32 protein-coding genes are annotated in these 26,464 nt (G+C 70.0%); 13 read left to right on the forward strand and 19 right to left on the reverse strand.

Annotation, left to right across the window (positions count from 1 at the left end; translation table 11 throughout):
- Positions 1-4 precede the first annotated feature (4 nt).
- From ABD743_RS25235 to ABD743_RS25250, 4 genes are all read left to right on the forward strand, one after another.
- A complete protein-coding gene (locus tag ABD743_RS25235) occupies positions 5-742 on the forward strand; it encodes a TetR/AcrR family transcriptional regulator C-terminal domain-containing protein (protein WP_344724684.1) in 738 nt (245 codons plus the stop codon).
- 154 nt (positions 743-896) lie between these two features.
- Positions 897-1,091 (forward strand): hypothetical protein, encoded by a 195-nt coding sequence (locus ABD743_RS25240; protein ID WP_344724685.1) that lies wholly within the window; start codon positions 897-899, stop codon positions 1,089-1,091.
- Positions 1,092-1,326: 235 nt separating this feature from the next.
- On the forward strand, positions 1,327-1,953 hold the full coding sequence (locus ABD743_RS25245) for a LysE family translocator (RefSeq protein ID WP_344724686.1): 627 nt from the start codon (positions 1,327-1,329) through the stop codon (positions 1,951-1,953).
- Between the two features lie 42 nt (positions 1,954-1,995).
- The gene (locus ABD743_RS25250; protein WP_344724687.1) at positions 1,996-2,742 is read left to right on the forward strand and encodes a type 1 glutamine amidotransferase domain-containing protein; all 747 of its coding nucleotides are present in this window, start codon (positions 1,996-1,998) and stop codon (positions 2,740-2,742) included.
- Between the two features lie 292 nt (positions 2,743-3,034).
- Here the strand turns inward: ABD743_RS25250 and ABD743_RS25255 are convergent, their stop codons facing one another.
- The 9 genes from ABD743_RS25255 to ABD743_RS25295 form a co-directional block, all read right to left on the reverse strand.
- A complete protein-coding gene (locus ABD743_RS25255; RefSeq protein ID WP_344724688.1) occupies positions 3,035-4,021 on the reverse strand; it encodes an Acg family FMN-binding oxidoreductase in 987 nt (328 codons plus the stop codon).
- Positions 4,022-4,036: 15 nt separating this feature from the next.
- The gene (locus ABD743_RS25260; RefSeq protein ID WP_344724689.1) at positions 4,037-4,480 is read right to left on the reverse strand and encodes a pyridoxamine 5'-phosphate oxidase family protein; all 444 of its coding nucleotides are present in this window, start codon (positions 4,478-4,480) and stop codon (positions 4,037-4,039) included.
- A gap of 99 nt (positions 4,481-4,579) precedes the next feature.
- Complete coding sequence (locus ABD743_RS25265) at positions 4,580-6,481, reverse strand: sensor histidine kinase (RefSeq protein WP_344724690.1); 1,902 nt, start codon at positions 6,479-6,481, stop codon at positions 4,580-4,582.
- 52 nt (positions 6,482-6,533) lie between these two features.
- Positions 6,534-7,007, reverse strand: coding sequence for a CBS domain-containing protein (locus ABD743_RS25270; protein ID WP_344724691.1), 474 nt, complete (start codon positions 7,005-7,007; stop codon positions 6,534-6,536).
- On the reverse strand, positions 7,004-7,900 hold the full coding sequence (locus tag ABD743_RS25275) for a universal stress protein (protein WP_344724692.1): 897 nt from the start codon (positions 7,898-7,900) through the stop codon (positions 7,004-7,006). Before ABD743_RS25275 ends, ABD743_RS25270 begins: the two co-directional genes overlap by 4 nt.
- A 141-nt stretch (positions 7,901-8,041) precedes the next feature.
- The gene (locus ABD743_RS25280; protein ID WP_344724693.1) at positions 8,042-9,121 is read right to left on the reverse strand and encodes an acetamidase/formamidase family protein; all 1,080 of its coding nucleotides are present in this window, start codon (positions 9,119-9,121) and stop codon (positions 8,042-8,044) included.
- Positions 9,118-9,567 carry a RidA family protein gene (locus tag ABD743_RS25285; protein WP_344724694.1) on the reverse strand — a complete coding sequence of 150 codons (450 nt, stop codon included), beginning with the start codon at positions 9,565-9,567 and terminating at the stop codon, positions 9,118-9,120. Before ABD743_RS25285 ends, ABD743_RS25280 begins: the two co-directional genes overlap by 4 nt.
- Positions 9,568-9,569: 2 nt before the next feature.
- A complete protein-coding gene (locus ABD743_RS25290; protein ID WP_344724695.1) occupies positions 9,570-11,204 on the reverse strand; it encodes an amino acid ABC transporter permease/ATP-binding protein in 1,635 nt (544 codons plus the stop codon).
- Complete coding sequence (locus tag ABD743_RS25295) at positions 11,204-12,154, reverse strand: ABC transporter substrate-binding protein (RefSeq protein WP_344724696.1); 951 nt, start codon at positions 12,152-12,154, stop codon at positions 11,204-11,206. The genes ABD743_RS25290 and ABD743_RS25295 overlap by 1 nt, the downstream gene beginning before the upstream one ends.
- Before the next feature lie 164 nt (positions 12,155-12,318).
- Between ABD743_RS25295 and ABD743_RS25300 the strand changes: the two genes are divergently transcribed.
- Positions 12,319-13,023: a FadR/GntR family transcriptional regulator gene (locus tag ABD743_RS25300; RefSeq protein ID WP_344724697.1), complete on the forward strand. Its 705-nt coding sequence runs from the start codon at positions 12,319-12,321 to the stop codon at positions 13,021-13,023.
- A 37-nt stretch (positions 13,024-13,060) separates the two neighbouring features.
- Here the strand turns inward: ABD743_RS25300 and ABD743_RS25305 are convergent, their stop codons facing one another.
- Complete coding sequence (locus tag ABD743_RS25305; RefSeq protein WP_344724698.1) at positions 13,061-13,621, reverse strand: hypothetical protein; 561 nt, start codon at positions 13,619-13,621, stop codon at positions 13,061-13,063.
- 419 nt (positions 13,622-14,040) lie between these two features.
- Between ABD743_RS25305 and ABD743_RS25310 the strand changes: the two genes are divergently transcribed.
- Positions 14,041-14,802 (forward strand): SDR family NAD(P)-dependent oxidoreductase, encoded by a 762-nt coding sequence (locus ABD743_RS25310; protein ID WP_344724699.1) that lies wholly within the window; start codon positions 14,041-14,043, stop codon positions 14,800-14,802.
- Between the two features lie 15 nt (positions 14,803-14,817).
- Here ABD743_RS25310 and ABD743_RS25315 read toward each other — a convergent pair whose 3' ends face one another.
- Positions 14,818-15,642, reverse strand: coding sequence for a LysR family transcriptional regulator (locus ABD743_RS25315; RefSeq protein ID WP_344724700.1), 825 nt, complete (start codon positions 15,640-15,642; stop codon positions 14,818-14,820).
- Between the two features lie 86 nt (positions 15,643-15,728).
- Here ABD743_RS25315 and ABD743_RS25320 point away from each other — a divergent pair, with 86 nt between their 5' ends.
- Together ABD743_RS25320 and ABD743_RS25325 are read left to right on the forward strand one after the other, a co-directional pair.
- Positions 15,729-15,995, forward strand: coding sequence for a type II toxin-antitoxin system Phd/YefM family antitoxin (locus tag ABD743_RS25320; protein ID WP_344724701.1), 267 nt, complete (start codon positions 15,729-15,731; stop codon positions 15,993-15,995).
- Positions 15,992-16,375: a type II toxin-antitoxin system VapC family toxin gene (locus ABD743_RS25325; RefSeq protein ID WP_344724702.1), complete on the forward strand. Its 384-nt coding sequence runs from the start codon at positions 15,992-15,994 to the stop codon at positions 16,373-16,375. Before ABD743_RS25320 ends, ABD743_RS25325 begins: the two co-directional genes overlap by 4 nt.
- Positions 16,376-16,394: 19 nt before the next feature.
- Here the strand turns inward: ABD743_RS25325 and ABD743_RS25330 are convergent, their stop codons facing one another.
- The gene (locus tag ABD743_RS25330) at positions 16,395-16,910 is read right to left on the reverse strand and encodes an Lrp/AsnC family transcriptional regulator (RefSeq protein WP_344724703.1); all 516 of its coding nucleotides are present in this window, start codon (positions 16,908-16,910) and stop codon (positions 16,395-16,397) included.
- Between the two features lie 121 nt (positions 16,911-17,031).
- Between ABD743_RS25330 and hppD the strand changes: the two genes are divergently transcribed.
- The gene (gene hppD / locus ABD743_RS25335) at positions 17,032-18,237 is read left to right on the forward strand and encodes a 4-hydroxyphenylpyruvate dioxygenase (RefSeq protein ID WP_344724704.1); all 1,206 of its coding nucleotides are present in this window, start codon (positions 17,032-17,034) and stop codon (positions 18,235-18,237) included.
- A gap of 28 nt (positions 18,238-18,265) precedes the next feature.
- Here the strand turns inward: hppD and ABD743_RS25340 are convergent, their stop codons facing one another.
- Positions 18,266-18,994 carry a TetR/AcrR family transcriptional regulator gene (locus ABD743_RS25340; RefSeq protein WP_344724705.1) on the reverse strand — a complete coding sequence of 243 codons (729 nt, stop codon included), beginning with the start codon at positions 18,992-18,994 and terminating at the stop codon, positions 18,266-18,268.
- 122 nt (positions 18,995-19,116) lie between these two features.
- Between ABD743_RS25340 and ABD743_RS25345 the strand changes: the two genes are divergently transcribed.
- The gene (locus ABD743_RS25345; protein WP_344724706.1) at positions 19,117-19,857 is read left to right on the forward strand and encodes an SDR family oxidoreductase; all 741 of its coding nucleotides are present in this window, start codon (positions 19,117-19,119) and stop codon (positions 19,855-19,857) included.
- Between the two features lie 36 nt (positions 19,858-19,893).
- Here ABD743_RS25345 and ABD743_RS25350 read toward each other — a convergent pair whose 3' ends face one another.
- Positions 19,894-20,892, reverse strand: coding sequence for a zinc-binding dehydrogenase (locus tag ABD743_RS25350; RefSeq protein WP_344724707.1), 999 nt, complete (start codon positions 20,890-20,892; stop codon positions 19,894-19,896).
- 390 nt (positions 20,893-21,282) lie between these two features.
- On the opposite strand from ABD743_RS25350, the gene ABD743_RS25355 reads away from it, so the two are divergent.
- The 3 genes from ABD743_RS25355 (at position 21,283) to ABD743_RS25365 (ending at position 24,068) form a co-directional block, all read left to right on the forward strand.
- Entirely contained in the window at positions 21,283-22,218 is a 936-nt protein-coding gene (locus ABD743_RS25355; RefSeq protein WP_344724708.1) for a DUF1996 domain-containing protein, read from the forward strand.
- Between the two features lie 591 nt (positions 22,219-22,809).
- Complete coding sequence (locus ABD743_RS25360) at positions 22,810-23,358, forward strand: sigma-70 family RNA polymerase sigma factor (protein ID WP_241040752.1); 549 nt, start codon at positions 22,810-22,812, stop codon at positions 23,356-23,358.
- Complete coding sequence (locus ABD743_RS25365) at positions 23,358-24,068, forward strand: anti-sigma factor family protein (RefSeq protein ID WP_344724709.1); 711 nt, start codon at positions 23,358-23,360, stop codon at positions 24,066-24,068. Before ABD743_RS25360 ends, ABD743_RS25365 begins: the two co-directional genes overlap by 1 nt.
- Positions 24,069-24,074: 6 nt before the next feature.
- Here the strand turns inward: ABD743_RS25365 and ABD743_RS25370 are convergent, their stop codons facing one another.
- The 5 genes from ABD743_RS25370 to ABD743_RS25390 all read right to left on the reverse strand — a co-directional run bounded on the left by ABD743_RS25370 (position 24,075) and on the right by ABD743_RS25390 (position 26,381).
- Positions 24,075-24,632 carry a potassium channel family protein gene (locus ABD743_RS25370; protein WP_344724710.1) on the reverse strand — a complete coding sequence of 186 codons (558 nt, stop codon included), beginning with the start codon at positions 24,630-24,632 and terminating at the stop codon, positions 24,075-24,077.
- Positions 24,633-24,649: 17 nt separating this feature from the next.
- Positions 24,650-24,817: a hypothetical protein gene (locus tag ABD743_RS25375; protein ID WP_344724711.1), complete on the reverse strand. Its 168-nt coding sequence runs from the start codon at positions 24,815-24,817 to the stop codon at positions 24,650-24,652.
- 79 nt (positions 24,818-24,896) lie between these two features.
- Positions 24,897-25,415, reverse strand: coding sequence for a DUF7144 family membrane protein (locus tag ABD743_RS25380; RefSeq protein WP_344724712.1), 519 nt, complete (start codon positions 25,413-25,415; stop codon positions 24,897-24,899).
- Positions 25,416-25,542: 127 nt separating this feature from the next.
- Entirely contained in the window at positions 25,543-26,046 is a 504-nt protein-coding gene (locus ABD743_RS25385; protein ID WP_344724713.1) for a DUF1269 domain-containing protein, read from the reverse strand.
- Positions 26,047-26,138: 92 nt separating this feature from the next.
- Positions 26,139-26,381: a hypothetical protein gene (locus tag ABD743_RS25390; protein ID WP_344724714.1), complete on the reverse strand. Its 243-nt coding sequence runs from the start codon at positions 26,379-26,381 to the stop codon at positions 26,139-26,141.
- Positions 26,382-26,464: the final 83 nt, after the last annotated feature.

Consider the following 26,464-nt stretch of genomic DNA (forward strand, 5'->3'; position numbering starts at 1 on the left):
GGCAATGTCCTCGTCGACCGATCCGAGTCAGGCACCGGGCGGGCTGGTCTGGTTCGACGAGCCCCCGCCGCCGCGCGCCACGGAGCAACTCAGTCGCGAGAAGGTCGTGGCGGCCGCGATCGCCGTCGCGGACGCCGAGGTGCGCGGCGACGTCACGATGCGCGCGGTCGCGGGCCGCCTCGGCGTGCGCAGTCCGATGGCCCTGTACCGGTACGTCGGCAGCAAGGACGGGCTGGTCGACCTCATGGTCGACGAGGTGTACGGCGAGATCGACGTGCCTCCGGCCGATGACTGGCGGGAGTGCCTGCGTGGCCTGGGGTGCTCGACGTGGGAGGCCGTGCAGCGGCACCCCTGGTTCGCCCGGCTCGCCTTCAGTCGTCCGCCGCTCGGGCCGCACGCCCTCGCCACGTACGACGCGGCGCTCGCCGGGCTCGCCGGGCTTCGCCTGGACGCTGCGACCCGAATGGGATTCATCGACACGGTGCTCGGCCAGGCGCTGGCGTCCGGGCTCGCGCTGCTCGAGGAGCGGGCCATGCGCGAGCGCGTCGGCCTGCTCACCGACGAGCAGCTCGGCGCCGCCGCTCGTCCCTACTTGGAGCGGATCACGGCCGAGGGCCGCTATCCGCACTTCATCGCGTGGGCCAACGACCCCGGTCGCTTCCAACCGCCGCCGAACTCCTTCGAGCAGGTACTTGAGTGGCTTCTCGACGGCCTCGCCCGCCTCGCCGGCGATCGCGCCTGACGCGCGGACGCCCCTTTCGTTCGCTCGTGCACAAGCGTTGATGCCGAGATGTGACCAACGCAGCAACCCTGATCACATCGGTGCAACGCAGGGCGAGGTGGTGCCGATGGATCGGTGGCGTCCACGGCAGGGCGCACCGTGATGTGTGGAGGCGATGGTGCAACACCTGGTGGCGACGCGGTTGCTGCAGAACCCGCTGGGTCAGCCGGCGGCGCCCGGGACCCGTGGCGACTTCGTCCGGGTGAGCGACGGGCGGGCCTCGGTGTACCTGCTCCCGCACGAGTACGAGGCCGCTGACGACCGCTCGCTGCGGTGGTTGCTGGCCCAGAAATCCACGCGCGCCTCGTAATCACTCGGGCCGCTTCGTCCGGATGATCGCCCTGATCCGACAACCGACGGCTGAAAAGCGACATGAGAAGCCGATGGGTGATGAGTGGGATTGGCCGGGCGAATTACGATCGCTTCTCGACAAGATATGTGCGTACACTGAGCATCTCCGGTTATCACCCCTGAATGCGGATCGGCCCGAAGATGTAGCCGAGTTGATCAACCGGATTCGAGTCGGACAGATCCGGGTGGGACGCATGAGCTTGTCGATGATGGGTGGTTTCCTGCTGGCGGTCGTCGTCGGCGCAATGGTGCCCGGTGCGACGACTGCGCTGGTCGTCCGCCGCAGCGCGCTGCACGGTCCGGCCGCCGCGGTCCCGGTGATCGCGGGCGTGGAGCTGGGGCTGTTCGCGTGGGCGTTCGCGACCGCGGTGGGCACGGCTGCCCTGGTGGCGGTCAGCGAGGCTGCGTTCCTGGGGCTGAAGATCGCCGGTGCCTGCGTGCTCGTGTACCTCGGGGTGCAGGCCTGGCGGGCGGCCCGTAAGGACGTCGTCGACGAGCTGCCGCAGACCGCGGCGTCACGCGGCCGCTGGCGGGACGCGGGCGCCGGTCTGCTCACCAACCTGGCCAATCCCAAGGTCGCGGTGTTCACCTTCGCGTTCTATCCCCAGTTCGTCGCAGCCGGGCCCGGGATCGTGCACCGCACGGTGCTGCTGGCCCTGGTGCAGGTGGTCGTCGACGGCTCGTGGTTCCTGCTCGTCGCGATGACGGTGGGGCGGATCCGCGGGCTGTTCTCCCGGGCGAAGGTCCGGCGCGTCCTGGAGCGCGTCACGGGCACTGTGCTCGTGGCGCTCGGACTCGGCGTGCTCGCCGAGAACGGTTGATGTCGTTTCCCAGCGGTTGCGAGAGAAAGCGGTGAAGAGACGATGACCGACCGTCCACGTCGCATCCTGGTTCCGCTGCCGGACCGCGACTTCGACACCACCGAGAGTTCGGTGGTGTGGGACGCGCTCGACAGGGCGGGTCACGAGGTGGTTTTCGCCACCGAGCACGGTGCTGTGGCGGAATGCGACAGGCACCTCCTCGGTCCGGGTTGGCGCAATCCGTTCCCGGCGGAGCCCGCGGTGGTCGCCACGTATCACCGCATGACGGCGTCCCCGAACTTCCGACGACCGATCCGCTACTCGGAGATCGACGTTTCGGATTTCGACGCGGTGCATCTGCCCGGCGGCCACTCGCCGGGCATGAAGCAGTATCTGGGCAGCGGGCTCCTGCAGGCGAAGGTGGCCACATTCGACGCTGCAGGAAAACCGATCGGCGCCGTGTGCCACGGGGTGCTCGTCGCGGCGCGAGCACGCAACCAGGAAACGGGAAAGAGTCTGCTCGCCGGGCGTACCGTGACCACGCTGATCAAGCCGATCGAGCGATACGCCTTCCGCAGGACGTTCTATCGAGTCGGGCGCCGCTACCGCACCTACCGGACGTACACCGAGGACGAGGTGCGTGCGGCCGTCGGTCCCGCCGGCCGTATCGAGCACGGTTCCTCGTGGCAGGAGCCGCTGGTGGTGGTCGACGGATTGATCGTGACGGCCCGGTATCCGGTCGACGTCGAAGCGTATGCGGAACGGTTCGTGCGGTTGGTCGAGAATGTGAGGTCGAAGCCCATTTCCTGACGATCGGCGTCGACCGGGTAGTTGCACCTGGTGAGTAGGGACTTTCGCCTCTGCTCGTTTCCGGCCCGATCCAGCGATTCTCGACGTGCCGGAGGGAACGCAGCACCCGCCGGCCGCCGGCCGGTCGCGTCAGCGTCCCGGCCGGAACGGCGCAGGATGCGTTACGTGCCGCGAGACGTGACGGACGGATCGCGGCGCACCTCCGGCAGGCCCGGGGGCTGTGCTTCGTGTTGGGGAGCGACGGAGCGCAGCCCCCGGGCACCTGGCCTCTCGCTCCCGATCCGGACGACCATCACGTCAGAAGGAGATCGGCGACGTCCCTGCGCTGTGTGGCCGGCACGGGCCATCCGCGGCCGATCCGCAGCCCTGCCTGCGGCGGCCTGCTGTCGCCCACGAGGCGGCCCAGCTCCGCGCGCGCCTGCGGCACCTCGACGACATGCGACAGGAGCGACACGGCCAGACCATCGGCCGTCGCGGTGAGCAGCACACGCTGGAGGGCCTGTCCCGCCTGCACGTCCCCTGCCGGGCCGGGCAGGCTGGTGGTCAGTACGGCGATGAGCGGTTCGTGCTCGAAGTCCTTGCCCGGTGCACGCACCCGGCCCGAGCCCGCCGTGAAATCGCGTAGTACCCAACGGTCCTGCGGCTCGGGAAGCGGGCCGCCTGCCGGTAGGGGCACCCCGTCCGATCGGTCCGCAGCGACGCCCGTCCATCGTGCGGTCTCTGCCTGGACGAGGGGGTCGGCCAGCTGGATGCGGTGTGCCTCGGCTGCGATCCGCTGCATCTGCGCCCGCTGTCCGCGGTGCTCGATGATGTGCAGGCGGCCGCCTTCCTCGGCGGCGGCGCGGCACAGTTCCCGCTGCTCGGCCGCGGAGACCCGCACGTCGCTGAACGGGTGGCGGTTGCTCCGCCGTTGTGGGATCGCTCGGAGCAGACGGAGCTGTTCCGGCGAGGGTGGAGCCGCGGCGCCACGGTGTACGAGGGCGACGAGGCCTGGCCGATCGTGGTCGGGGAGAACCGTGACCCGCGGGCGGAAGCCGAAACCGTGCACGGCGATGCGGAGGTTGAACAACGCCGCGCCACACGCGAGACGCAGTTCGCGGTCGTGTGGGTCGGTCGCGGGGAGACGGCGGTCCGGATCGGCGTGCACCTCGATGACATCGTCCGTCACGCGGAAGAGCCACGGCTGGGAGTTGTGCAGCGAGGGCGCTCGCCCCGCCGCCCGCAGCACGTCGGCGACCTGAGCCGGGGTGAGGCCGAGTGCGCCGGGAACCGTGGTCATCGGATGTCCGCGCGTTCAGCCCGCGGCCGCGCGCCGCGGGCAGAGGCGGTGGCCGGTGAGGTGCTGCAGCGGGACGGCGACGACGTGTGCGGCGGGGCCGGGAGCCCACCCCTCGGGCACGCCGCCGGTGATCATGGCGAGTCGTGCGGAGTCGACCACCTCGTACGCCTGTCCGACTCCCAGCACACTCCACCCGGTCCGCGTCGCCGGGTCGAGGTTGTCGACCTGGAAACCGACGACGGCCGGGCGGGCCGCTGTGAAGTACCGCCCGCCTCCGGCGCGGAAGAGGACTTCCTCACCCTCGAGGAGGTAGTGCACGGGCACCGCGGCAGGCATCGCGGCCTCGGTGAAGACGATCCGGCCGACGTCGACCTGGGCCAGCAGCCTCAGGCATTCGCTGCGGTCCAGCTCCACGAGTTCCGCGACGGCGGCTGTGCCGCGCGGGTCCGATCGGGTCACACCGTCGAGCTTCCCGGACCGTCACCGAGCGGTGGTAGGGCCGGACGCCTCTGTCGATGGTCCAACGGGCCCGATCGGGGCTGGGATCGTGTGCTCGCCTCAACCGTTCGGGATCGACCAGGTGACCACGGTGCCGCTGGGCTCGCGGGCACCGGTCTCGAAGATGCCGCCGTGCCGCTCGGCTCGTCTCTTCATGTTCGCGAGCCCGCTGCGGCGGGTGGCGTGCACCATGCCGGTGCCGTCGTCGCGGACGGTGAGGACAAGCCGGTCGGGCCGGACGACGAGGTCGACCTCCGCCGTGCGGGCGCGGGCGTGGCGAGCCACGTTGGTGAGCGCTTCGCGCACCACCGCGACGAGGTCCTCGGTGACGTCGGTCGGCAGCGCGTCGACGGTGCCGGTGAAGCGGACGGCCGGGTCGAAACCCAGTGCGGGAGCGGCGTCGGCGGCCACGGCGAGTATCCGGGCACGCAGACCGGCGGGGTCCGTCCTCGGAATGTCGTGGAGCTGGAAGATCGTGGTGCGGATCTGTCCGATGGTGGCGTCGAGGTCGGCCACGGTGCAGAGCACGCGGTCGGTCATCGGCCCCGGCCCGAGCCCCATGGCGACGCTCTGCAGGGACAGACCTGCGGCGAAGAGCCGCTGGATGACGTGGTCGTGCAGGTCGGCGGCGATGCGGTCGCGCTCGTCGAGCATGGCGGCGCGTTGCTGCTCGGCCCGGGCCTCGGCGAGCTCGATGGCGACGGCGCCCTGGTTGGCGAAGCTGCCGGCCATGTCCAGGTCGGCGGCGGTGAACGCGGTGCGTCCGCGAACCCGGGCGGCGCTCAGCACGCCCTGGACACGCCGTGAACCGACCAGAGGCAGGATCATGATCGGGCCGACGTCCAGAACGTCCGGGGCGACCGACCCGAGGCGGGTGTCGCCGTCGGCGCGGGAGAGGCGCAGTGGCTCTCCGGTGAGGAGCACCTGCCCCTCGAGTGATCCGTCCACCGGCAGGGACCGGCCGGTCAACCGATCCGCTCCGACCCCGACGGCGACGTCGACACTCAGCTCGCCGACCGCGTCCCGGTCGCCCGCAGGGAGGGCGACGGTCACCAGGTCCGCATCGGCGATCTCTCTGGTCCGCTCGGCGATCATCTGGAGCGGGTGGACGGCCTCGGTGTTCGTACTCGCGTCGGGGGAGGCCAGAAGCTTGCGGGTGATCGCGGCAGAGGCCTGCAGCCACTCGCCGCGGGTGCGAGCGGAGGCGTAGAGCCGGGCGTTGTCGACGGCGACCGCGGCCGTGGCGGCGATCGCGGTGGTGAGCTCTTCGTCCTCGGCGCTGAACGCACCCCTGGTGCTCTCGGCGAGGTAGAGGTTGCCGAAGATCTCGTCGCGGATCCGGATGGGCACGCCGATGAAGCTGCTCATCGGCGGGTGTCCGCGCGGGAAACCGCAAGAGCGGGGGTCCTCGGCGATACGGAACAGCCGGATGGGGCGGGGGTCCTGGATGAGCGCACCCAGGAGCCCCTTGCCCTGCGGGAGGTGGCCGATCTGTTCGACGGCGTCCGGGGGCATCCCGATGTGGATGAACTCGGACAAGCCGCCCGCCGGGGAGATCACGCCGAGGGCGGCGTACCGGGCGCCGACGAGATCCCGCGCCGCCTCGACGATCCGCCGCAGCACGACCGGGAGCGTCAGATCGGTGGTGATGAGCTGGTTGGCCTGGAGCAGCCCGCGCAGCCGCCCCTGCGTGGCCATCACCTCCTGGGCGCGATCGACGAGCTGACCCAGCAACTGGTCCAGCTCCAGCCTCGGCAGGTCGGGGAAGGTCAACCGGGCCCGGGCGCCGTCCGCGCTGCCCGGCCCGTCCGCACGCGGCGCGGGCGTGTGAGCCGGCCGGTGGGCGTCAGGATCCGGTGCACCGTGGTCGGTCGGCACGAGCACCTCCTGCGCTCGGTGGACGCCCACCTGGGCCGGTAGGGCGGCGATGCGAGCCGAGGCGGGACTGCCTGTGCCGTCCACCGTACCGGCCTGCCGGTCGCGTGCACGGCCGACGACCTGGTCAAACGGCGGATCAACCCCCTTCCTCCCGGTCCTCGTCGGCGGGTTCCGAGCCGGCAGCGGCGAGTGAGCGCACGAGGTCCGTGGCCGTCACGATTCCGACGAGGCGGCCCTGGTCGGAGACCAGGACGGCGTCGCCGTGCTCGTCCTGCATGCGGCGGGCGGCATCGGAGCGGCGAGCCGTCACGGGCAGTGGCGCGGCGGGTCGGGTCAGGTTTCCGACACGCAGCGTCGTGCACAGCGGCGAGCCTGCCCCCGAGGCGAAGTGCGCGAGGTCGATCTCGAAGACGACACCGCAGCAGCGGTTCCCGTCGAGCACGGGCAGGTGCCGGACGCCCGTTGCGGCCATCAGATACAGGGCCGTCGAGCACGGGGCGTCGGCGGTGATGGCCACCACGCGGGTGGTCATGAGGTGCGTGAGCAGCGGGTCCTCGTCCGCTGTCTCCGGGGTTGCCGCGAGCCGTCGGCGGTCGGTTGTCACGGTCACGCCACCAGGTCGGCCGGATGGGGGCGGACGACGGCCACCGGGCAGGGCGCGTGCTGCAGGACCGTGTCGCACACCGAGCCGAACACCCGCTTGCGGAAGGTGCCTCGCCCCCGTGAGCCCACGACGACGAGCTGGGCGAGAGCGGCCTGTTCGAGGAGGGCGTGAGCGGGACGGTCCCTCGCCACCACCCGGCGGATCTCGACGTCGGGTTGCTTCTCGCTCCACTGCGCCAGCCGCGCCGCAAGCATCTGGTCCTGGTCGGCGTCGATCGCACCCCATTCCTGCACCGGCCACACCGCTGGGTCGGCGATGTACTCCATCCAGGCGTGCACCGCCACCAGCGGCACCCCACGGGCGGCAGCGACCTCGAGCGCGAAGATGAGTGCCGCGTCGCTCGTCGCGGAGATGCCGATGCCCACCACGACGGGCCCGTCGGCCGCGTGCTCGCCACCGCGGACGACGACCGCGGGGCAGCGTGCCTGGGTCGTCAGGCCGACGGCCACCGAGCCGACGAGCAGCCCGCCGTACCCACCGAGGCCGCGTTTGCCGACCACGATCGTCCCGGCGTGCTGCGACTCGGCGACGAGCACCGAGAGTGGACGGCCGTCGACCACGTCCTCGACGACCTCGATACCGGGCGCCGTGGAGGCGGCAACCGTCGCCGCCTCCGCAACGGCCGCCCGCGCGCCCTCGAGCATCACCTCGCGGTGACCGGGGTCTGGTCCGGGCGCCCCGATGCGCTTGGACGGCCGCTCGAGAAACGCCTTGACCACGCGCAACCCGACCCGCCGGCGCTCGGCCTCACGCGCTGCCCACCGGGTGGCCGCGAGTGCGGGACCGGACCCGTCGACGCCGACGACCACCGGTTGGGCGAGTCGCCATGCGCCCGCCATGACCCCTCCTCGGCTCGACGGATCCAGGTTCGCGAGTGAGCATGCTCCCCGGCAGCGGCGGTGGTCCCGGATCTGTAGGTCGTTCGGCCTATCGGGGGCGCAGCGTCCGGACCCCGGTGCTCGGCTCGCGGTGCGCCGAGGTCAGAACCACTGTGCGAAGTCGGCCTTGCGGATCATGCAGTGCACGCCCTTGGTCCTGTCCACCACCTGGCTCACCTCGAAGTCGCCCGCGGCCGAGAGGTACGCCATCGCGGTCGACCGCTCGAACCCGAACCGCTCCACCAGGAACGTGATCGCGTGGCGTACGCACTTCCGCATCGCCTCTCCGAGATCGGGGTCCATGCCCGTCGGGATCCAGTACCCGGGGGACTCCAGCAGCGGGTTGCGCAGGGTGCCCGTGGCCGCCGTCGCATCGGCCCCGGAGAGCACGGTCAGCCGGAGGGTGGCGCGTAGCGACGCCTCCAGCGCGGTGAGGGCGACCTCGCCGTTGCCCTGCGCGTAGTGCGGGTCGCCGGTGTAGAAGAGGGCACCGGGCACCGAGACCGGGAGGTAGAGCGAGCTGCCGACCTGCGCCCACTTCACGTCGATGTTGCCGCCGAAGTCGCCGGGCGGCACGGAGTGCACGGGTTCGTCGGTCGCCGGAGCCACCCCCATCAGGCCGAGGAACGGATCCAGCGGGAAACAGGCCTGCCTGCCGTCGGAGGCAGCCATCCAACTGACCATCCGCCCGCCGCTGAGGCCGACGCGGCAGAACTCGTACGTAGGTCCGGGACCCTCGGGCAACTCGTCGGGCAGTGCGCTGTAGCCGTGGCGGCTGCTCACGAAGCCGTACGGCGTGCGGGGTAGGAGTTCGAGGACGTCGATCTTCAGCACGTCGCCCGGCTCGGCGCCTGCGATCTCGATCGGCCCGGTGACGACGTGGGGCCCGTCCTCCGGGCCATGGGGGATGCTGCCACCGGCGATGACCTTGGCGTCGTGCAGCACGTCCGTGGTCTCGACGCCGTACCGGCCCAGGAACTCGACCGGGTCGCGCCCCTGGTCGGGGAGGATTCCCTCGTGGCTGAGCGTGTCGATCGTGACCGTGTCGCCCGAGGCCACCGTGAGGCACGGGATGGACTTCTCGTTGGGGAGCCAGCCCCAGCTCACCGTCTCCGTCGTGGAGGTGAGTAGATGGCGGCCGGCGATGGTGCCCTCGCCCGGCTGGAGCAAGGTCGAATTCATGCAGGTTCTCCAGGGTTGTCGTGGCCAGTGTTGTCCACTGCTTCGTGGCCTGGCAGGCCGACGATCAGGTCGATCTCGACGTCGGCACCCACGGCGAGGGCGGTGGTCCCGACGCAGGTGCGGCTGGGCAGAGCGCCGGTGAACCAGGTGCGGTACACGGTGTTGAACGCCTCGAACTCGGTGAAGTCGGTGAGGTAGACGCGCACCATGAGCACGTCGTCCATGTCTACCCCGAACGGGGCGAGGCAGGCGAGCAGGTTGCGCCGTACCTGCTCGGCCTGAGGGAGCAGGCCGCCTGTCACCAGCTTTCCGGTGGCCGGGTCGGTCGGCATCTGCCCGGTGACGAAGAGCAGCGTTCCCCACCGCGTGACGTGGGAGAACGGGGCCACTGCCGGCGGCACGCCCTGCTCGGGCGTGAAGCTGAAGGACTCCCGGTGCGGTATCACGATCAGACCTCCACGGTGTGTACAGCCCGGAGGAACCGGGCGGCGGTCGGATGCTGGGGGTGGTCCAACACCTCCGCGGTCGCGCCCTGCTCGAGCACCCGGCCGTCGGCCATGAAGACGGCCCGGTCGGCGACCTCCCGGGCGAAGCCCAGTTGGTGGGTGGCGATCAGCATCGTCAGGCCTTCGTCGAGGGCGAGTGAGCGGATCACCTCCAGTACCTCCTGTACCCGCTCCGGGTCGAGCGCGGAGGTCGGTTCGTCGAGCAGCAGCACCTGGGGGCGCCCGGCGAGCGCCCGCGCGATGCCGACGCGCTGTTGCTGCCCACCGGAGAGGTGGCGGGGGAGTGCGTGTGCCCGCTCCGCGAGCCCGACCCTGCCCAGCAGACGATCCGCCTGGACCATCGCCTCGTCCTTGGGCACACGGTGCACCCAGCGCAGCGGCACGGCGACGTTCTCCCGCGCCGTGAGGTGCCCGAACAGGTTGAAGTGCTGGAACACCATGCCGACGCCGGCGTCCACCCGCTGCCGGGCGACCTCCCGCTCCGGCAAGGTCGCGCCGTCGTCGCGGTAGCCCACCTCGATCCCGTCGAACGAGATCGTGCCGCGGTCGAGGGTCTCGAGGTGGTTGATCAGGCGCAGGAGCGTGCTCTTGCCCGAACCGCTCGGACCGAGCAGCGCCACCACCTCGCCCTTGCGGATCTCCAGATCGATGCCGCGCAGCACCTCGTGGTCGTCGAACGACTTGTGGACGTCGGTGATGGTCAGCGCGACCCGGGCCCGGCGGACGGCGGCGGCCCGGGAGAGGTCCCCGTCGACGGCCGTAGCGCTGGACACGGCACCTGCGGGAGCGGCGCCGTTGGTGACCGCGCCGCTGGTACTCGCGCCGTTTCGCACCGCAGCGTTCACCGGCTGCGGGGCCGACGCCTCGGCAGGTTCTGGGGCTGCCCCGTCGTCCGGAGTCGCGGGTCTGCCGCGGCGACGGTTCCCGATCCGGCTGAGATCGGCGGCCCGCTCGATGGTGAGCTGCAGGCCGGTGATCGCCCCGGTCAGCACCAGGTACATCACGCCGGAGGCGAAGAAGATGCTGAAGTAGTCGAACGTGGCCGACGCGAGCTGGTTGCTGCGCAAGGTCAGCTCCGGCACGGCGATGATCGAGGCCAGCGCGGAGTTCTTCATGGTCGCGACCGCCTCGCTCCCGATCGCGGGGATGGCCGCGCGCGCTGCCTGCGGTCCGACGATCCGGCGCATCACGATCCAGGGCCGCAGCCCGACCGCACGCGCCGCGTCCGTCTGGCCCCGGTCGACGCCGAGCACCGCCGAGCGCAGGATCTCGGCGAAGAACGTGGCCTCGTTGGCGGCCAGCGCGACCCCGGCGGCCATGACCGGGCTCAGGACGATGCCCGCGTGCGGCAGCGCGGTGAACACGAACACGAGCTGGAGTACCAACGGGGTGCCCCGGAAGATCACGCTGTAGGTGCGCGCGATCCCCGAGACGACTCGGTTGCCGCTCAGCGCCATGCCCGAGAGCACCAGGCCGCCGGCGAACCCGCCGAAGAAACCCAGTGCCGTCGCCTGCAGCGTGACCAGGATCCCGCCCAGCAGGTAGGGCATGGACAGGTAGTGCAGGAAACTGCTCATCAGCTCGCGGTGACGAGAGACGGCGCCTGGATGGCGGACTGGTCGAGCTGCCACTTCTGGGCGAGCTGGGTCTGCAGGCCGCTCGTCTGGATCTGGGTCAGCGCCGCGGTGAAGGCGGTGCGGATCGGCATCCGGCCCTTGGGCACGGCGATGCCGATCGAGTAGGGAAGGGTCAGGGTGTTGGCCCTGGCCAGCTTGTCGGGCTGGTCCTTGACGAAGCGGTTCACCGTGTTGACATCGTTGATGTAGGCATCGGCGCGGCCGGAGAGGATCGCCTGCTCGCAGTCGGCGTTGTTGTCGAACAGCGCCGTCTGGGCCTGCGGCTTGCCTTCCGACTGGCATGTGGTGTTCTGGTCGTTCACCAGCGGTACCTCGACGAATCCCTTGTTCAGCGCCGTGGTGGTGCCGCAGAGAGAGTCGTCGATCCCGGTGATCTTCTTCGGGTTGCCCGCGGCGACCAGGACGCCGTCGAAGACCTTGGAATAGGTGATGAAATCGGCGGACGCGGCCCGCTCCTTGGTCGCGTAGATGTCGGAGACGATGAAGTCGGCCTGCCCGCTCTGCAGGGTCGGCAGCAACGCGTCGAAGGCCACCGGCAGGTAGTCGACCGTGAAGCCGAGGCACTCACCCATCGCCTCGGCGAGGTCGATGTCGAAGCCCTCGTACTTGGTCGGGTCGTTCACCGAGATCGACTCGTACCCGGGCGTGTGCGGATTGATCGCGTCGGTCAGCTTCTTGCCGTTCAGATCAGGGTTCTGCGAGCGCAGTTGCGTGCATGCCTGTGACGACGCGAGCGCCGGGTACGCGGGCGCGCCGCCGCCGGAGGCGGGGGACGAGCCGCCACTGCCGCAGGCGGTCGCAAGCAAGGTGATGGCACCGGCGGCGGCGAGGAGCGCGGCAGGCCGGAGCAGGCGGTTGAGCATGTCGGAGGAGTTCCTTCGCGTGGTCACGTGGATCGATAGTCCGTTGGTCGGACCAGCGCACTGTAGGTCGCGAGGAAACGTGGAATCGGACGGTCGATAGTGTGTTTACGCTGCGGAAACGCGGCTGCGGCTCCTCGAAACATTGGTCGGACAAAAGGTCGCAAATTTGCGCTTGGTCCTATGCTCGGACCGTGCAGCCCGCCCCCGTGCCTCCCATGCCCCACCGACCTCGCAGCGTCAGCGTTCAGCTCGCGGCGCACTTCGAACGACTGATCGCCACCGGAGTGCTCCGGCCGGGGCAACGGCTGCCTCCGGAGCGGGAGCTCGCCGCGAGCTTGTCGGTGTCGCGGGGGTCGCTGCGCGAGGCGATGCACGAGCTCGAGGCCAAGCATCTGGTCGAGCGGCGCACCGGGCGGGGCACCATCGTGTCCGAGCAGTCGGAGCGGGTGAGCCGGCTGTACTCCGAGCTGGACGGCACCACGAACGCCTCGCTCGACGACGCCACCGAACTGCGGCTGATCGTCGAGCCGCGGATCGCCGCGGCCGCCGCTCTCCGGTCGGCCCCGTCCAACCTCGTGCAGTTGGAGGATGTGCTCACCCGCTCCGCGCTGCGCCTGGATGCGGAGACGTCCCTGCAGCTCGACCTGGAGTTCCACCTGCTGCTGGCACATGCGGCGCAGAACCCGCTGCTCGTCGCGCTGTGCACGATGACCAGCACGTGGACCGAATCCCTACGACGGCACTCGCATGCCACGCTCGAGGGGCGGCTGCGTTCACTGGAGGGGCACCAGGCGATCTACCAGGCGGTGCAGGCCCGCGACCCGGATGCCGCGGCGGCCGCCATGGACGAGCACCTGAGCGTGATCCGCGACGTGATCGCCCGGCACGCCGACTGATATCGCCTTCCCGGCCCACTCGGCCGGCTCGGTGGTCTCACCACGCGGAGACCCGGATCGCCACGAGGATCGCCACCGCGGAGATCGCCGAGAGAACCAGCATGGCGACAGTGACCTGGACGTGCAGTACCTGCTGTCCGTGCGGGATGAGATGGATGTAGAGCATCAGACTGACCGCGGGCGCTGCCGTGGCCGCCAGGGTGCCCGCGACGAGCTCCGCCGGGATGCGGCGGACGAGTTCGCCGAGCCGCGCCAGCAGCCGCGCTACGCGGGCCGGGTCATACGCAGCGCGGTTGCGCGAGCGGGCATCCGTGATCAGCCGGCGCACGATCGGCAGGGCGAGGAATCCCACGAGGAACGTGCCGAGCGAGGCCAGTGCGGCCGCAACCGGCGAGTCGGACGGGAGGAACTGCTCGCCGAAAACCAGACCGGCGGCCACGCCATAGGCGAAGAAGGCATAGCGGTCAATAATGGTGCAGAGCTGCGCCGTGGCGGCGCAAAACGCCCGGACTGCGCGATGCAATATTTCTTCCGTGTGGCGGGTTTGCCTGCCCGCACTTCTCGGCGGATGGGGATAGTCCGCGGTAGGGTCGGCCATGACGAATCCTTTCGGGGGAGCTGGTGCACTCGGTGGCCAGGTCGAACGGTACGCGATAACCGTTGAGATGCGCGACAGGTCATTAATCTGTGACCTTTGAAGATCAATTCGGCGGTGCGTGTTAATCGGTCGTTCCGGCGGTGCGTCTGCGACATCTCCCGACGACGTCCCGCGAACGTGACTGCCGGCTTGCTCCAGCCACATCGTCCGTTGCGGGCCGAGAACGGACAAAAATCCGTTCCTGGGCCGGCCCTGCGCTCCCGTTTGCACGTCGGCTGACGGCGAAGCAGCTCCACCGGCTCTGGGCTGATCGATACCCCGGCGACATCGTGCCGATACCCGAATCGTCATTGCTGGGGGATATGCGGGCTGCTGGACTTGTGTTGTCCGGAACGGAATACTGCAGCGGGGACAGGCACATGGGAAAGCTCGACGACAAGATCGCGATTGTTACGGGTGCGAGCGCGGGTATCGGCCTCGCCATCGCACAGCGATTCGCGGAGGAGGGTGCCCTCGTCTACCTGACCGGGCGCCGTCAGGCCGAATTGGAATCGGCAGTGGCGAAGGTCGGGCATGGCGCCGTCGGGGTGCCGGGCGACGTGGCGAAGGCCGAGGACATGGAACGCGTGTACGACACGGTGCGGCACAACGGACACCGGATCGACGTCATCGTGGCAAACGCCGGCGGTGGTGGGTTCGCTCGTCTCGAGGACGTCACCGACGAGCACGTCGAGACGATTTTCGGGGTGAACGTGAAGGGCGCACTCAACACCGTGCAGAAGGCGCTTCCGCTGCTGAACGACGGGGCGTCCATCGTTCTCGTCACCTCCATGGCGGCCACGACCGGGCGGGACGGGCTGGGTGTCTATTCCGCCGCCAAGGCCGCCGTGCGCTCCTTTGCCCGCACCTGGGCGTACGAGCTCCGGGGGCGCAACATCCGCGTGAACGCTCTCGCCCCCGGCGGCACGGACACGCCCGCGGTCGACCTCGCGATCAGCACGTTCGCTCACGACGAGGCCGCACGGCGGGAGTGGAAGGCGAACCACGCGGCCGACGTGCCGCTCGGACGGATGTCCCGGCCCGAGGAACAGGCCGCGGCGGCGCTCTTCCTCGCGTCGACGGAGAGCAGCTACGTCACCGGCGCCGAGCTGGTGGTCGACGGGGGACTCACGCAGGTGTGACGCGGGCGTCCACGGTCAGGAGGCCCGGTCGAGTGCCGCCGCGGCCGCGATGCTCCTGGCCGTGCGCACGAACGCGGCGCGCGTGGCGCGCGGAGCGCCCACCGGCCAGCCCAGCACGAGCATGGTGGGCGGCAGATCGACAACGGGAACCGCGAGCACAGAACGTCCGAGTCGGTCGGCGACGTTCGCCCCCACCACCACGATCACGTCCCCCAGCGCCACCCGGTCGACGATCTGGTCGAGGGACTCGATGGGCCAGTCGTCGCGGTACGCGGCCTCCCGCGTGAGATCGGCGGTCGTGACGGCGGGGAGCGCGGTCAGGGGATGGTCGGCCGGCAGCAGCGCGACGGGCTTCTGCTCGGTGAGCTCGACCGTATCCAGGCCGACGAGGTCGTTCCGGCCGCACATCAACGCGATGTCGGCGGTGCCGTTGCGCACCGCCGGCACCGGGTCGCGGGTGAGGACGATCTCGACCTCGGCGGCGCCGGGCTGCCTTCGGTAGGCGCGGATCACGTCCGCGAGCAGGCCGGGGTCGGTGCCCGGCCGGACCGCCAGCACGAGCCGGTCCGGGCGGCCGCTCTGCTGGGCTCGCAGCACGGCGGTGTCCACCGCGTCCAGCGCCTTGCGGCTCTCGGCGAGGAAGACCTCTCCGGCCGCCGTGAGCGTGACCCGGCGGCTGGTGCGCTCGAAGAGCTGCACGCCCATCCGGCGTTCGAGCCGGCTGATGGCCCGGGACAACGGTGGTTGCGCGATGCCGAGACGCTCGGCGGCCCGCCCGAAATGCAGCTCCTCGGCCACGGCGACGAAATAGCTCAGCTCGCGCGTCTCCACTCGATCCACACTCCCAGCGTAGGAGCGGGGGAGCCGCGCGCGTCGATTGGAGAGGCGTGATGGCCTGACCAGACTTGGTCAGCTACCATTTCCTGGTGAATGAGCAGGTCAACGTCTACGAGGCGAAGACCCATCTGTCGCGGTTGCTGGAGCGCGTCGAGGCGGGTGAGGAGATCGTCATCGCCCGCAACGGACGTCCCGTCGCGCGGCTCGTGCCGGCCCGACGTCAGCGTTCGCCGCGAGTGCCCGGGGCCTGGAAGGGTCAGGGCTGGATCGCCGACGACTTCAACGAGCCCGACGAGGAACTCATCGATCTCGTGGAGGACGGTCCGGTCTTTCCAGAGGTGGACGACAGCCGGTGAGGCTCCTTCTCGACACGCACGCCCTGCTGTGGTGGCTGTTCGCGGTTCCTCAGCTCGGTCCTGGAGCGCTGGCAGCGATCGGCGATCCGGAGTCGGACGTATACGTCTCTGCCCTGACCGCGGCGGAGATCGAGATCAAACGTGCGGTCGGCAAGTTGGCCGTGCCTCCCGACCTGCGTGAGCAGATGGAGCGCAACGGTTTCACGGAGCTCCCGTTCACAATTCGCCACGGCGGCGCCTTGCGCGATCTGCCCCTGCATCACAGGGATCCGTTCGATTCCATGCTCGTGGCCCAGGCCCGTGTGGAGGGGCTCACCATCGTGACGGCCGACAAGGCCATCACCCCGTACGACGTGGCGATCCTTCCGGCCACCGAGTGACGAGGCGGACCGTGAGCACTCACCGTGTGTCGCGGTATGCCGGGGCTCGTCGTGGGGCCGTGCGAGGGTGGTTCTCGAGCAGTTGCAGCGTGCGGGGGGCCACCACCACCGACAGCACCACCACGCTCGTCGAGCGCGACACGGTGGGCGAACGGTTCAGCTGTAGCAACGTGTCCTGCAGATCCTCGTGGGACGACGCCGCGAGCCGGCACAGCACGTCGGACGTGCCGGTCGTCGCGTACGCCTCCAGCACTGCCGGCAGCGCGGTGAGCTCGGCGGCGACGTCGTCGAGGGCGCCCTGCGCGATCTCCAGGGTGACGAACGCCTGCACGGGATATCCGGCGGCGACGACGTCGACGTCGGGGCCGTACCCGGTGATCACACCGCCGCGTTCCAGGCGCTCCAGCCGGGCCGCCACCGTGCCACGTGCGACGCCCAGCGTCCGCGCCAGCTCCAGGACCCCCGCCCGCGGGCTGTCGTGCAGCGCGCGGAGCAGGTCGACGTCGAGCGCGTCGAGCGTGAGCGGTGCTGTCATCGTCCCGCCCCATCTGGTCGATATGCACAGCAGATACCCGGATCGTCTCGCCCATCTGGCATTGCTGCCACCTGAATCCGCCGCTCTTGCCCAGAACGGACAGTCGCGGTGTCATGCGGCCATGAGTATTGGGCACACGCTCACCGACCAGGAGCGCTCGGCCGAGCTGGACCTGCAGCAGCTGCGCCAGCTGGTGGGGCTGGTCGAGTACGACCCGGAGGGCGATCCCTTCCCGGTCACCGGCTGGGATGCGGTGGTGTGGGCAGTCGGCAACGCCACGCAGGCGGCGCTGTACTACCAGCTCGTCTTCGGCATGGAACTCGTCGCGTACTCCGGTCCCGAGACCGGCAATCGCGACCATCACGCCTACGTGCTGCGTTCCGGAGCGGTCCGCTTCGTCCTCACGGGTGGGGTGGACCCCGCGAGCCCGCTGCACGACCACCACCGCCGCCACGGCGACGGCATCGTCGACGTCGCCCTCGAGGTGCCCGACGTCGATCGCTGCATCGCCCACGCCCGCAGCGAGGGTGCGCAGGTGCTGGAGGAGCCGCACGACGTCACCGACGAGCACGGCACGGTGCGGATCGCCGCGATCGCCACCTACGGCGAGACTCGCCACAGCCTCGTCGACCGGTCCCGCTACACCGGCCCGTACCTGCCGGGATACGTCGCCCGCCGCTCCGGCTACGTCAAGCCCGCGGGCGAACCGAAGCGTCTCTTCCAGGCGCTCGATCACGTGGTCGGCAACGTCGAGCTGGGGCGCATGGATCGGTGGGTGGAGTTCTACAACCGCGTCATGGGTTTCACGAACATGGCCGAGTTCGTGGGCGACGACATCGCGACCGAGTACTCCGCCCTGATGAGCAAGGTGGTGGCGAGCGGCAACCACCGCGTGAAGTTCCCGCTCAACGAACCCGCGGCAGGAAAGAAGCGCTCGCAGATCGACGAGTACCTCGAGTTCTACGGCGGGCCCGGCGCCCAGCACCTGGCACTGGCGACGAACGACATCCTGACCACGGTGGACGTGCTGCGGGCCAAGGGCGTCGAGTTCTTGGCGACGCCGGACTCGTACTACATCGACCCCACGCTGCGGGCGCGCATCGGCGAGGTGCGGGTGCCGATCGAGGAACTGCAGTCGCGCGGCATCCTCGTCGACCGCGATGAGGACGGCTACCTGCTGCAGATCTTCACGAAGCCCCTCGGCGACCGGCCCACGGTGTTCTTCGAGCTCATCGAGCGGCACGGGTCGCTCGGATTCGGCAAGGGCAATTTCCAGGCGCTGTTCGAGGCGATCGAGCGTGAGCAGGCCCGTCGCGGCAACTTCTGAGCCGTTCTGCAACGCCGGCCCGGGTGGCTCAGTGGGGTCCGTCGGCGATCCGGTCGAGCCACTCGCCGAGCAGCGCCTGCTCCGCCGCGCTGAGTGCCGCCGTGGGCTCGGAGCGCAGCGCTGCCTTGAGGGCGACGGCCCGTGTGCGGGTGGCGTCGCCGGGTTCGGATGCCGCCCGGGGGTCCGGCACGTCGTCGCTGGTGATCTCGCGCAGCACGTTCTCCCGCGCGATGGTCAGCAGTTCGAGGTCGCGCTCGTCCTCGGGGGTGGCGATGAGCGAGAGGACCAGGCCCATGGCGGTGGCGTGGATGAGCCGGGCGGCCCGGTCGACGCTGTAGCGGAGCCGGCCGGCCGCGGCCACCCGGGAGACCATGCGCAGCAGCACGGCCTCCGCCTCCCGTGCGGCGGGGCAGGGGGCGGAGTCGGCGTACATGAGCGTGTAGAACGCGGGCCGGGACAGCCCGAACTGGACATGCATGTCCCAGCCTCGTCGTAGGTCGGCCACCGGATCGTCGGACTCGTCGAGACCGTTCTTCTGCACGAGGTAGGACTCGAACCCGTACGCGGCGACCGCCTGGAGGAGACCGGCCTTGTCGCCGAAGAGGCGGTAGAGCGTGGGTGCCTGGACACCCGCGGCCGTGCCCACCGCACGCGTCGACACCGCGTCGCGGCCTTCGCGCTCGAGCAGGGCTGCCGCGGCACGCAGGATGCGATCCCGCGTGGTGGGCGCGGCTGAGATGTCGGTTTCGGTGGACATGTGGCGAAGTTACCGTCCCGTTCCCAAACGTTAACGGTGCTAACACTAGCCCATTACGACCGCTATCGTATCAGTGCTAGCGTTCAAGCGTTAGCCAAGAACTGCACGACAGGAGTACAGAGATGACCACTTCGGCCCCAAGCCGCGTCGCGATCGTCACGGGCGGAACGCGTGGCATCGGCCGTGCGACCGCCGAGCGGCTGGCCGCCGACGGCATGGCCGTTGTCGCGGTCTACGCCGGCAACAAGGACGCGGCCGAAGAGACGATCGGCGCAATCGTCGCCACCGGGGCGCAGGCGGTGGCCGTGCAGGCCGACGTCGCCGACGAGCACGCCGTGTCCGCCGCGTTCGACGTGGCGGAACAGGAGTTCGGGGGCGTCGACGTCGTGGTCAACGCCGCGGGCATCATGATCCTGGGCCCGGTGGCCGAGTTCGACCTCGACGCGCTGGACCGGATGCATCGCACCAACATCCGTGGCACGTTCGTGGTGAACCAGCAGGCGGCCCGCCGGGTGCGCAGCGGCGGCGCGATCATCAACTTCTCGACCACGGTCAAGAAGCTCGCCCTGCCGACGTACGCGGCCTACGCCGCCAGCAAGGGCGCCGTCGACGCGGTCAGCCTCATCCTGGCGAGGGAGCTTCGCGGACGGAACATCACCGTCAACGCGGTAGCTCCGGGCCCCATCGCGTCGGACCTGTACTTCGAGGGCAAGGACCAGGAGACGATCGACCGGGCCGCCAAGGCCAACCCCATCGAGCGGCTGGGCACGCCGGCCGACATCGCCGAGGTCATCTCCTCCCTCGCCGGACCCGCCCGCTGGATCAACGGCCAGACGATCTACGTGAACGGCGGGGCGATCTGACGACGGTGGCGACTGCGGCCCTGATCCGGACGACGATCAGGGCCGCAGGATCAGCCGGATCGGGTTGCCCTTCTTGTGGGCCAGCCGGTCGACGGCGTCGGCGGCGCTCGCGAGGGGGAGCACGCCGCTGACCGAGCGGGAGAAATCGAGCCGCCTACGGCGGATGAGGGCGACGAGCTCCTCGATGTGCACGGCAAGCGAGCCGTAGTGGCCGAGTACCTGCTGCTGGAGGTAGCTGAAGCGGGTGCCGCCCGTGATCGTCAAGGGCTGGTCCGTGAGCCCGACGAGGACGAGCTTGCCCTGAGGCGCCAGGCACCCGACCGCCTGCTCGCGAACAGCGGGCACGCCGGCGAAGTCGAACGCCACGGCGAGGCCCCCGGACTCCGCGAACACGCGTTCCGCGAGGTCCGGGTCGTCCGGATCGAGGGCGAGGTCGGCGCCGAACTCGAGAGCGCGGTCGCGGGCGGCGGGCAACGGGTCGACGGCGATGATCGGCGCCGCTCCGATCATGCGCAGCAACTGGACGGCGTGAGCGCCGAGACCACCGCTACCCCAGACACCCACGGCCTGCGCCGGCCTGGTCCCGGCCGTCGCGGTCACTGCGGCCCACGGCGTGGACACGGCGTCGGGGATGATCGCGGCCTGCTCGAACGGCAGGTCATCGGGAATGGCGACGAGGGTCGACTGCGACGCGAGGGTGTACTCGGCCCACCCGCCGTCGTAGTCGACGCCCCTGGTCAGAACCCGGCCGGCGGCGTCCAGCTCCCCGGCGAGCAGCAGCACCCGCTGACCGGGCTGCCAGCGGGTCACCCCCGGGCCGAGCTCGTCGATCACGCCGGACACCTCGTGTCCGAGCGTCACGGAGTCGCCGGCGAGGTGGGCCGGGTTGAGCATGCCTTCGATGAGGTGAACGTCGGAGAGGCAGACCCCGGCCGCTTTCACTGCGATCCGCACCTGGCCGGCCCTCGGGTCGGGTACCGGAAGCTCCTCGATCTCGAAGGCCCCGGTCGCCACGTTGAGTCTGCCGGCGAGCATGCGATCACCTGTCTCGTTGGTCGTGCGATGGCGGTCGGCGCGACGTCGGGCCGACATCTCGTCCTCATGATCCTGCCGGACGTCGTCCGCTCTGCCCGGTGCCGAACCGGGCCGTGTTCGACGGCACCGGGCCTGGGACGCAGTCCGGCGCCTACGTCGGGAACTTTGCCGGAATCAGTGAGGTACGGGTGAATTTCTCGGAGGAAACGCGACGCGCGGGCGAGATCGGCCGCCGTGAATCATTGTGGTCGGCGTCCATATCATGGGTCAATTGGTGACCGAGAGTGTGCGCGGACCGTAGCTCGGTGACTCTGCGACAATACGAGTGTGCGCGGAATCGAGGCATGGAGTTCATCGCCCGGGAGCTTCATCCACATCTTTGTGGTTTTCGTGGCGGTGGTTGTCCTGGCCGCCTGCAGCGCATCGGGCAATTCCGGCGGAATGGATGACTCCGGTGCGCCGCCTGCCGACTACGTCGACATCGCCCAGGTTCCCGTCGCGCCGTCCGCGCCTGCAGTGCAGGTGGGCGGCTCGACGGGCACCTGGCGTATCGACTGCGGTCGCAACCTGCAGGGAATCCACAACTCGGACAATGTGGTCGCCGACCCCGGGGTCCCCGGCGGAGCACATCACTTCCACGACTACGTAGGCAATGTCTCCACCAACGCGTTGTCCACCGACCAGAGCCTGGCCGCAGCGGCGACGACCTGCCCCGACGACGACAGGTCGACCTACTACTGGCCGGTGCTGCGCGAGCCCGGTCCGGACGATGCGGCCAGGTTGGACAACTCGGCCGACCACAACATGGGCCGCATCCTCGTGCCGGACTCGGTGCTGCTCGAGTACCGCGGCAGCCCGGTGAGCTCCGTGGTGCCGATGCCGGAGTTCCTGCGGGCGAGCACCGGCAACCCCCACGGATTCAGCCAGGGCGGCGCCAACTCCGAGCACGTGCAGTGGACCTGTTCGGGAGCCAGGGACCGCATCACGCGGCAGTACCCGCGCTGCCCGCCGGGCCAGCAGGTGGTGCGGATCTTCGACTTCCCGAGCTGCTGGAACGGCCGCACCACCGACAGCCCGAACCACCGGGCGCATCTGCAGTTCGCGGATGCGGCCGGTGCCTGCCCGTCCGACACGTTCCCCGTGCCCCAGCTGCGCATGGAGATCGCCTACACGGTCACGCCGGGCTCCGACTACACGATCGACAGTTTCCCCGAGGAACTGCACAGTCCGATCAGCGATCACGGCGACTACATCGATGTGATGCCCGACTCTTTGATGGACAGGGTGGTCTCGTGCATCAACTCAGGACAGCAGTGCACGGCGTGAGTGTTGCCACCGACTTCTGCCGGAAGTCGCCGGAATACGCCCGACATGTCCCTTTCGAGTAGCGCCGAGAGGGCTCCTGTCGCCCTGTCACGGGCCGGTAGACGCAGTCACCGCGGAAAGACGGTGAACCATTTCGCTGCGTCGCCCGTCATCTCAGGCGATGCGCTCCACAGCTCCCCGTCCCGTTCGCATCGGGGCAATGCGCGAAGGGCGATGAAACGATGAAGGCGTCCATGACTCGGCTGCCGCTCGCAGGAAGCGGTGCCGGCCGTGATCGCGCCTGTCGTCATGCCCGCATCGGCCGCTACCGGCCGGGCGGAGGAGCAGTCGGATGCGCTCGTTCCACTGCCTTCGGGGGACGTCCTGTGCTCGCAGGGGTGATCGGGGGAGCCCTTCCGTTCCACAGGTGCGTCCAGAGGCCGGGGCCTCATTGGGTGGAGTCGCATCCCGTGTGCCGCTGGGTGCTCGGCGTGCGGCGAAGTGGGTGTTCGTGATCGACAGGCCGGCCGGCAAGCCGCGTGGCCTGCCGTCGCCGCGCCTCGTTCAGGCACGACTCGAGGGGACCGCATCGCGGGGGAAGGTGGTGGGGGGATGGCGGGGCCGAAAGCCCGTGACCGCCGGAACATGGCGGACGAGGCGCTCATCCGCTCGTTGTTCAACGAGCACGGGAAGGCCATGCTCGGTTACGCCACGCGGCTCACGAACGACCGTGCTGCCGCAGAGGACGTCGTGCAGGAAGCGATGCTGCGGGCGTGGCGCAGCCCGGACAGCCTGATCAACAGCAAAGGGTCGGTGCGGGGTTGGCTCCTCACCGTGATCCGCAACATCGTCATCGACCGGGCCCGCGCGCGGAACGCACGGCCACCCGAGGTTGCGGAGACCCAGAACACCGTGCCGGTCGAGCGTGACCACGCGGAGCAGGTGGTGGACCACATCGTCGTGCTGGACGCGCTGGAGCGACTGTCCAGCGAGCACCGCGATGTGCTCGTGCAGATGTACCTGCAAGGACGGACCGTGGGGGAGACGGCCGAGGTGCTCGGCATCCCGAGCGGCACGGTGAAGTCGCGCTCCTACTACGCGCTGCGCGCGCTTCGCGACCTCTTCCCGAAGCGCCCGACGGGCATGGAAGGAGCGGCCTGATGAGGTTGTCGGACAATCACGCTGACATCGACGGCTATGTCATCGGCGAGCTCGATCCGGAGAAGGCTCGCGTCGTCGAGGAGCACCTCGCCCGGTGTCCCGGCTGCCGGGAGGAGGTGCGGTCGCTACGCGAGGTGCAGCGGCTCCTCGCCTCGGTCCCCATGGAGGCTGTGCTGGACGGGCCCCCCGACGACGCGGATCTGCTGCTACAGCGGACGCTACGTGAGGTCCGGAGTGAGGAGTCGGGCACGACCAGCCGCCGCACGAAGTGGGCCTCGGCGGCAGCGGCGGTCGTCGCCGCTGCCGCGCTGTGCATCGGCGTACTGGTCGGCTGGAATACGGCGGACTCCCCGCAGATGGCCTCCGCGGCTCCCGGGGCGCCCTCCCCGGCTCCCATGAGGCCCGGCACCCGCTTCATCACCGCGCAGGACCCGGGCACCGGGGCCCGCCTGACGGTGCGCCTCGTCCCGGCGCCCGGCTGGGTGCGGCTCAACGCGGCCGTGAGCGGAATCCCGGCGGGTCAGGCGTGTCACCTGGTCGTGATCGGCCGCAACGGCGACCGGGAGACGGCCGGGGGCTGGCTCGTGTCGGCGAGGGCCGCGACCATGGGAGTCACGCTGGACGGTGCGGCGCTGATGGACCCCGCCAAGGTGTCGATGGTCGTCGTGGAGAGCACCAACGGGAGCCCGCTCGTCTCGGCGGACGTCTGACGCCGATCACTCGGAGGGCGGCGCGGCGCCCGGGTCACCCCGCTCCCGCCGGCGCACCGCTACCTGCACGGCACTCAGCAGCATCCGCGCGACGAGCCCGACCAGGATCAGCCCCATGATCATCTGGAGGGTCGTGACGATCCTGGCGGCCTCGGTGCGCGGCACGATGTCCCCGAACCCGACGGTCGTGAAGACGGTGACCGTGAAGTAGAGCGCGTCGGTCCGGTCCAGCGTCTCGGAGAAGCTGCCGGGCTGGTTGTTCGCGATCACCAGGTAGATCGTGGAGAACAAGAGGATGAAGATCGGCAGGCCGGTCGCGGCGGCCTCGATCGCGCGCACCCGCGGGGTGTCGGACACGAGCACGGCCTGCACCTGCCGCACGGCGAGCGCGGCGAGCAGCAGGAGCACGAGCGCGAAGCGGAGCCAGGTACGCAGGTCGAGTGTCATGCGCAGCGGAGCGAGGTAGTAGACGGCGACCAGGAACGTCGTCGTCAGGACCGACCGCAGCAGGCTCACCGCGACAGCGCGGCGGTACTGGTGCGTCCCGTCACTCCCGCTCGGCACGACCGTCCCCGGGCGGTTCAGTCCGTCCGCGTTGTAGCGGGCCCGATGGAGGGGGTCGTGTCGGATGACCCCCCGGCGTCACGGCCGGGTCTGCCGCCGAGGCGCTCCTCGACCCGCTCCAGCGCGAGCACCCCCGCGATGATCGACGGTGGTAGCAGCGCGGTCAGGAGGAACTCGACGACCATCACTCCTCCAGAGGAACGGTGAGGTGGGCCTCGATGTCGACGGCCTCGATGCCGAGACCTGGGGGTGGGCAGCGGTGCGTCAGACGGCGACGGCGTCGCGGGGGGCCGAGCACAGCGCCCAGATCACGAAGACGTCGAGGGCGATGATCAGGAGCGACCAGAGCGGGTAGTACGGGATGAACATGAAGTTCGACAGCATGCTGATCACGGCCAGCCCGACACCGACGACGCGCCCCCAGACCTTGCCGGTGAGCACCGCGGCACCGGCGAGGGCGACGACGATGCCGATGATCAGATGAATCCAGCCCCAGGTCGTGACGTCGAAGGAGTACACGTAGTTCAGGCCGACGACGTAGACCTCGTTGCGGAACAGCGCCACGAGCCCGGCCAGGAACTGGAAGATGCCCCCGACGATCATGATCGTGCCGGCGAAGACGAGAAGTCCGGTCTTCCAGGGCGTTCCGGTACCGGTCGTGTCGTCGTAACGGGTTGTCGTGTCGGTAGTGCCGGTGCCGGTCGTGCTGCTGCCGGTGGTCCCGCTCCCGGTCGTGCTGCTGCCGGTAGAGCTGGTGGGAGTGGCATCAGGCGATGTGGACATCGAAACTCCTCCTCCGCGTGCGTTTCGCTGGGATCGTGTCTCGCCCGCAGGGCTCACCCCTCATCCGTGAGGGGTGAGCCGGACTACCCGTGGCGCGTTCGCCGGCGGCAGGTGAGCGGGGGCCGAATCAGACCTTCTCGGGGTCCGTCTCGGAGAAGGCCTCCCGGAGCTTCGCCTCCTGGTCGGCCGTCAGGTTCGTGCTGACGAGTTCGGCACGGGTGCCACGGAAGGCGTCGACTACACGGTCCGTGACGGCGTCCTGGGTCATCGCGAACAGGGCGGACGTTCCGGGAGTGACCTTGTCGCGCACCTTCTTGATGAAGTCGTCGTCGATGCCCACGTCGGTGAGGGAACCGGCCAACGCCCCCACGGCGGCACCGACGGCAAGGCCGAGCAGCGGCACGAAGAAGATGAGGCCGAACAACAGACCCCAGAAGCTGCCGCCGAGCGCGCCTGCGCCGGTGAGGTTGTGCAACTGCTGCGTCCGCGGCTTCTTCCGGTCGGCGGGCCAGGTCACCACCGCCGCGTCCACCACGTGGATCAGCTCCTGCTTCTGCAGCCGTTCGAGTGTGGTGAGTGCGTTCTGCGCACCGTCCGCCGTGTCGAACTTCCACACCGTCAGCGTCGCCATGTGGGCCCTCCTCGTGAGCGAGCGTCGCGGCGACTCTGCGGACCGCGGGCCGCGCGGGCATCACCCCGCCGGGGTGAAGGACCACGCGGGCGCTATCCCGGCCGCTCCACGTCCCGGGGCTCGTCCGCCCGATTGGCGTCGAGCCGCTGCATCGACACCACCTGCAGGCCGAGTGACTGGATCAGCGCCAACACGGAGTGCATCTCCGCGTCGTCGACCGTGCCGGTGAGGACGGTCTGCGCCGGCACTTCCACCACGTCCATCCCGGCGAAGGCGTCCCGGGCGCGCTCCGACAACCGCCCCGCCAGGCGGAACTCGTAGCGTCGTCCCGCCACGGCAGGCCTCCTTCCACTCGCACCGCCGATTCGCCGGCGAGAGCCCGAACCGCGACAACGATCGTCTCGTCCGTGCGCCGCGT

Origin of the sequence: Pseudonocardia yunnanensis (genome assembly GCF_039534065.1) — a bacterium.
In the GTDB taxonomy this organism is placed as follows: domain Bacteria; phylum Actinomycetota; class Actinomycetes; order Mycobacteriales; family Pseudonocardiaceae; genus Pseudonocardia; species Pseudonocardia yunnanensis.

What these genes read in the sequence shown, in the direction of transcription:
- ABD743_RS25235 (WP_344724684.1), top strand. Translation starts at nt 5, where the DNA reads ATGTCCTCGTCGACCGATCCGAGTCAGGCACCGGGCGGGCTGGTCTGG.
- ABD743_RS25255 (WP_344724688.1), bottom strand. Translation starts at nt 4,021, where the DNA reads ATGACCACGGTTCCCGGCGCACTCGGCCTCACCCCGGCTCAGGTCGCC.
- ABD743_RS25345 (WP_344724706.1), top strand. Translation starts at nt 19,117, where the DNA reads ATGACCACTTCGGCCCCAAGCCGCGTCGCGATCGTCACGGGCGGAACG.
- ABD743_RS25380 (WP_344724712.1), bottom strand. Translation starts at nt 25,415, where the DNA reads ATGTCCACATCGCCTGATGCCACTCCCACCAGCTCTACCGGCAGCAGC.
- ABD743_RS25305 (WP_344724698.1), bottom strand. Translation starts at nt 13,621, where the DNA reads ATGGCCGACCCTACCGCGGACTATCCCCATCCGCCGAGAAGTGCGGGC.
- ABD743_RS25340 (WP_344724705.1), bottom strand. Translation starts at nt 18,994, where the DNA reads ATGTCCACCGAAACCGACATCTCAGCCGCGCCCACCACGCGGGATCGC.
- ABD743_RS25250 (WP_344724687.1), top strand. Translation starts at nt 1,996, where the DNA reads ATGACCGACCGTCCACGTCGCATCCTGGTTCCGCTGCCGGACCGCGAC.
- hppD (WP_344724704.1), top strand. Translation starts at nt 17,032, where the DNA reads ATGAGTATTGGGCACACGCTCACCGACCAGGAGCGCTCGGCCGAGCTG.
- ABD743_RS25275 (WP_344724692.1), bottom strand. Translation starts at nt 7,900, where the DNA reads ATGGCGGGCGCATGGCGACTCGCCCAACCGGTGGTCGTCGGCGTCGAC.
- ABD743_RS25365 (WP_344724709.1), top strand. Translation starts at nt 23,358, where the DNA reads ATGAGGTTGTCGGACAATCACGCTGACATCGACGGCTATGTCATCGGC.
- ABD743_RS25245 (WP_344724686.1), top strand. Translation starts at nt 1,327, where the DNA reads ATGAGCTTGTCGATGATGGGTGGTTTCCTGCTGGCGGTCGTCGTCGGC.
- ABD743_RS25240 (WP_344724685.1), top strand. Translation starts at nt 897, where the DNA reads ATGGTGCAACACCTGGTGGCGACGCGGTTGCTGCAGAACCCGCTGGGT.
- ABD743_RS25360 (WP_241040752.1), top strand. Translation starts at nt 22,810, where the DNA reads ATGGCGGGGCCGAAAGCCCGTGACCGCCGGAACATGGCGGACGAGGCG.
- ABD743_RS25350 (WP_344724707.1), bottom strand. Translation starts at nt 20,892, where the DNA reads ATGCTCGCCGGCAGACTCAACGTGGCGACCGGGGCCTTCGAGATCGAG.
- ABD743_RS25375 (WP_344724711.1), bottom strand. Translation starts at nt 24,817, where the DNA reads ATGGTCGTCGAGTTCCTCCTGACCGCGCTGCTACCACCGTCGATCATC.
- ABD743_RS25290 (WP_344724695.1), bottom strand. Translation starts at nt 11,204, where the DNA reads ATGAGCAGTTTCCTGCACTACCTGTCCATGCCCTACCTGCTGGGCGGG.
- ABD743_RS25310 (WP_344724699.1), top strand. Translation starts at nt 14,041, where the DNA reads ATGGGAAAGCTCGACGACAAGATCGCGATTGTTACGGGTGCGAGCGCG.
- ABD743_RS25330 (WP_344724703.1), bottom strand. Translation starts at nt 16,910, where the DNA reads ATGACAGCACCGCTCACGCTCGACGCGCTCGACGTCGACCTGCTCCGC.
- ABD743_RS25385 (WP_344724713.1), bottom strand. Translation starts at nt 26,046, where the DNA reads ATGGCGACGCTGACGGTGTGGAAGTTCGACACGGCGGACGGTGCGCAG.
- ABD743_RS25280 (WP_344724693.1), bottom strand. Translation starts at nt 9,121, where the DNA reads ATGAATTCGACCTTGCTCCAGCCGGGCGAGGGCACCATCGCCGGCCGC.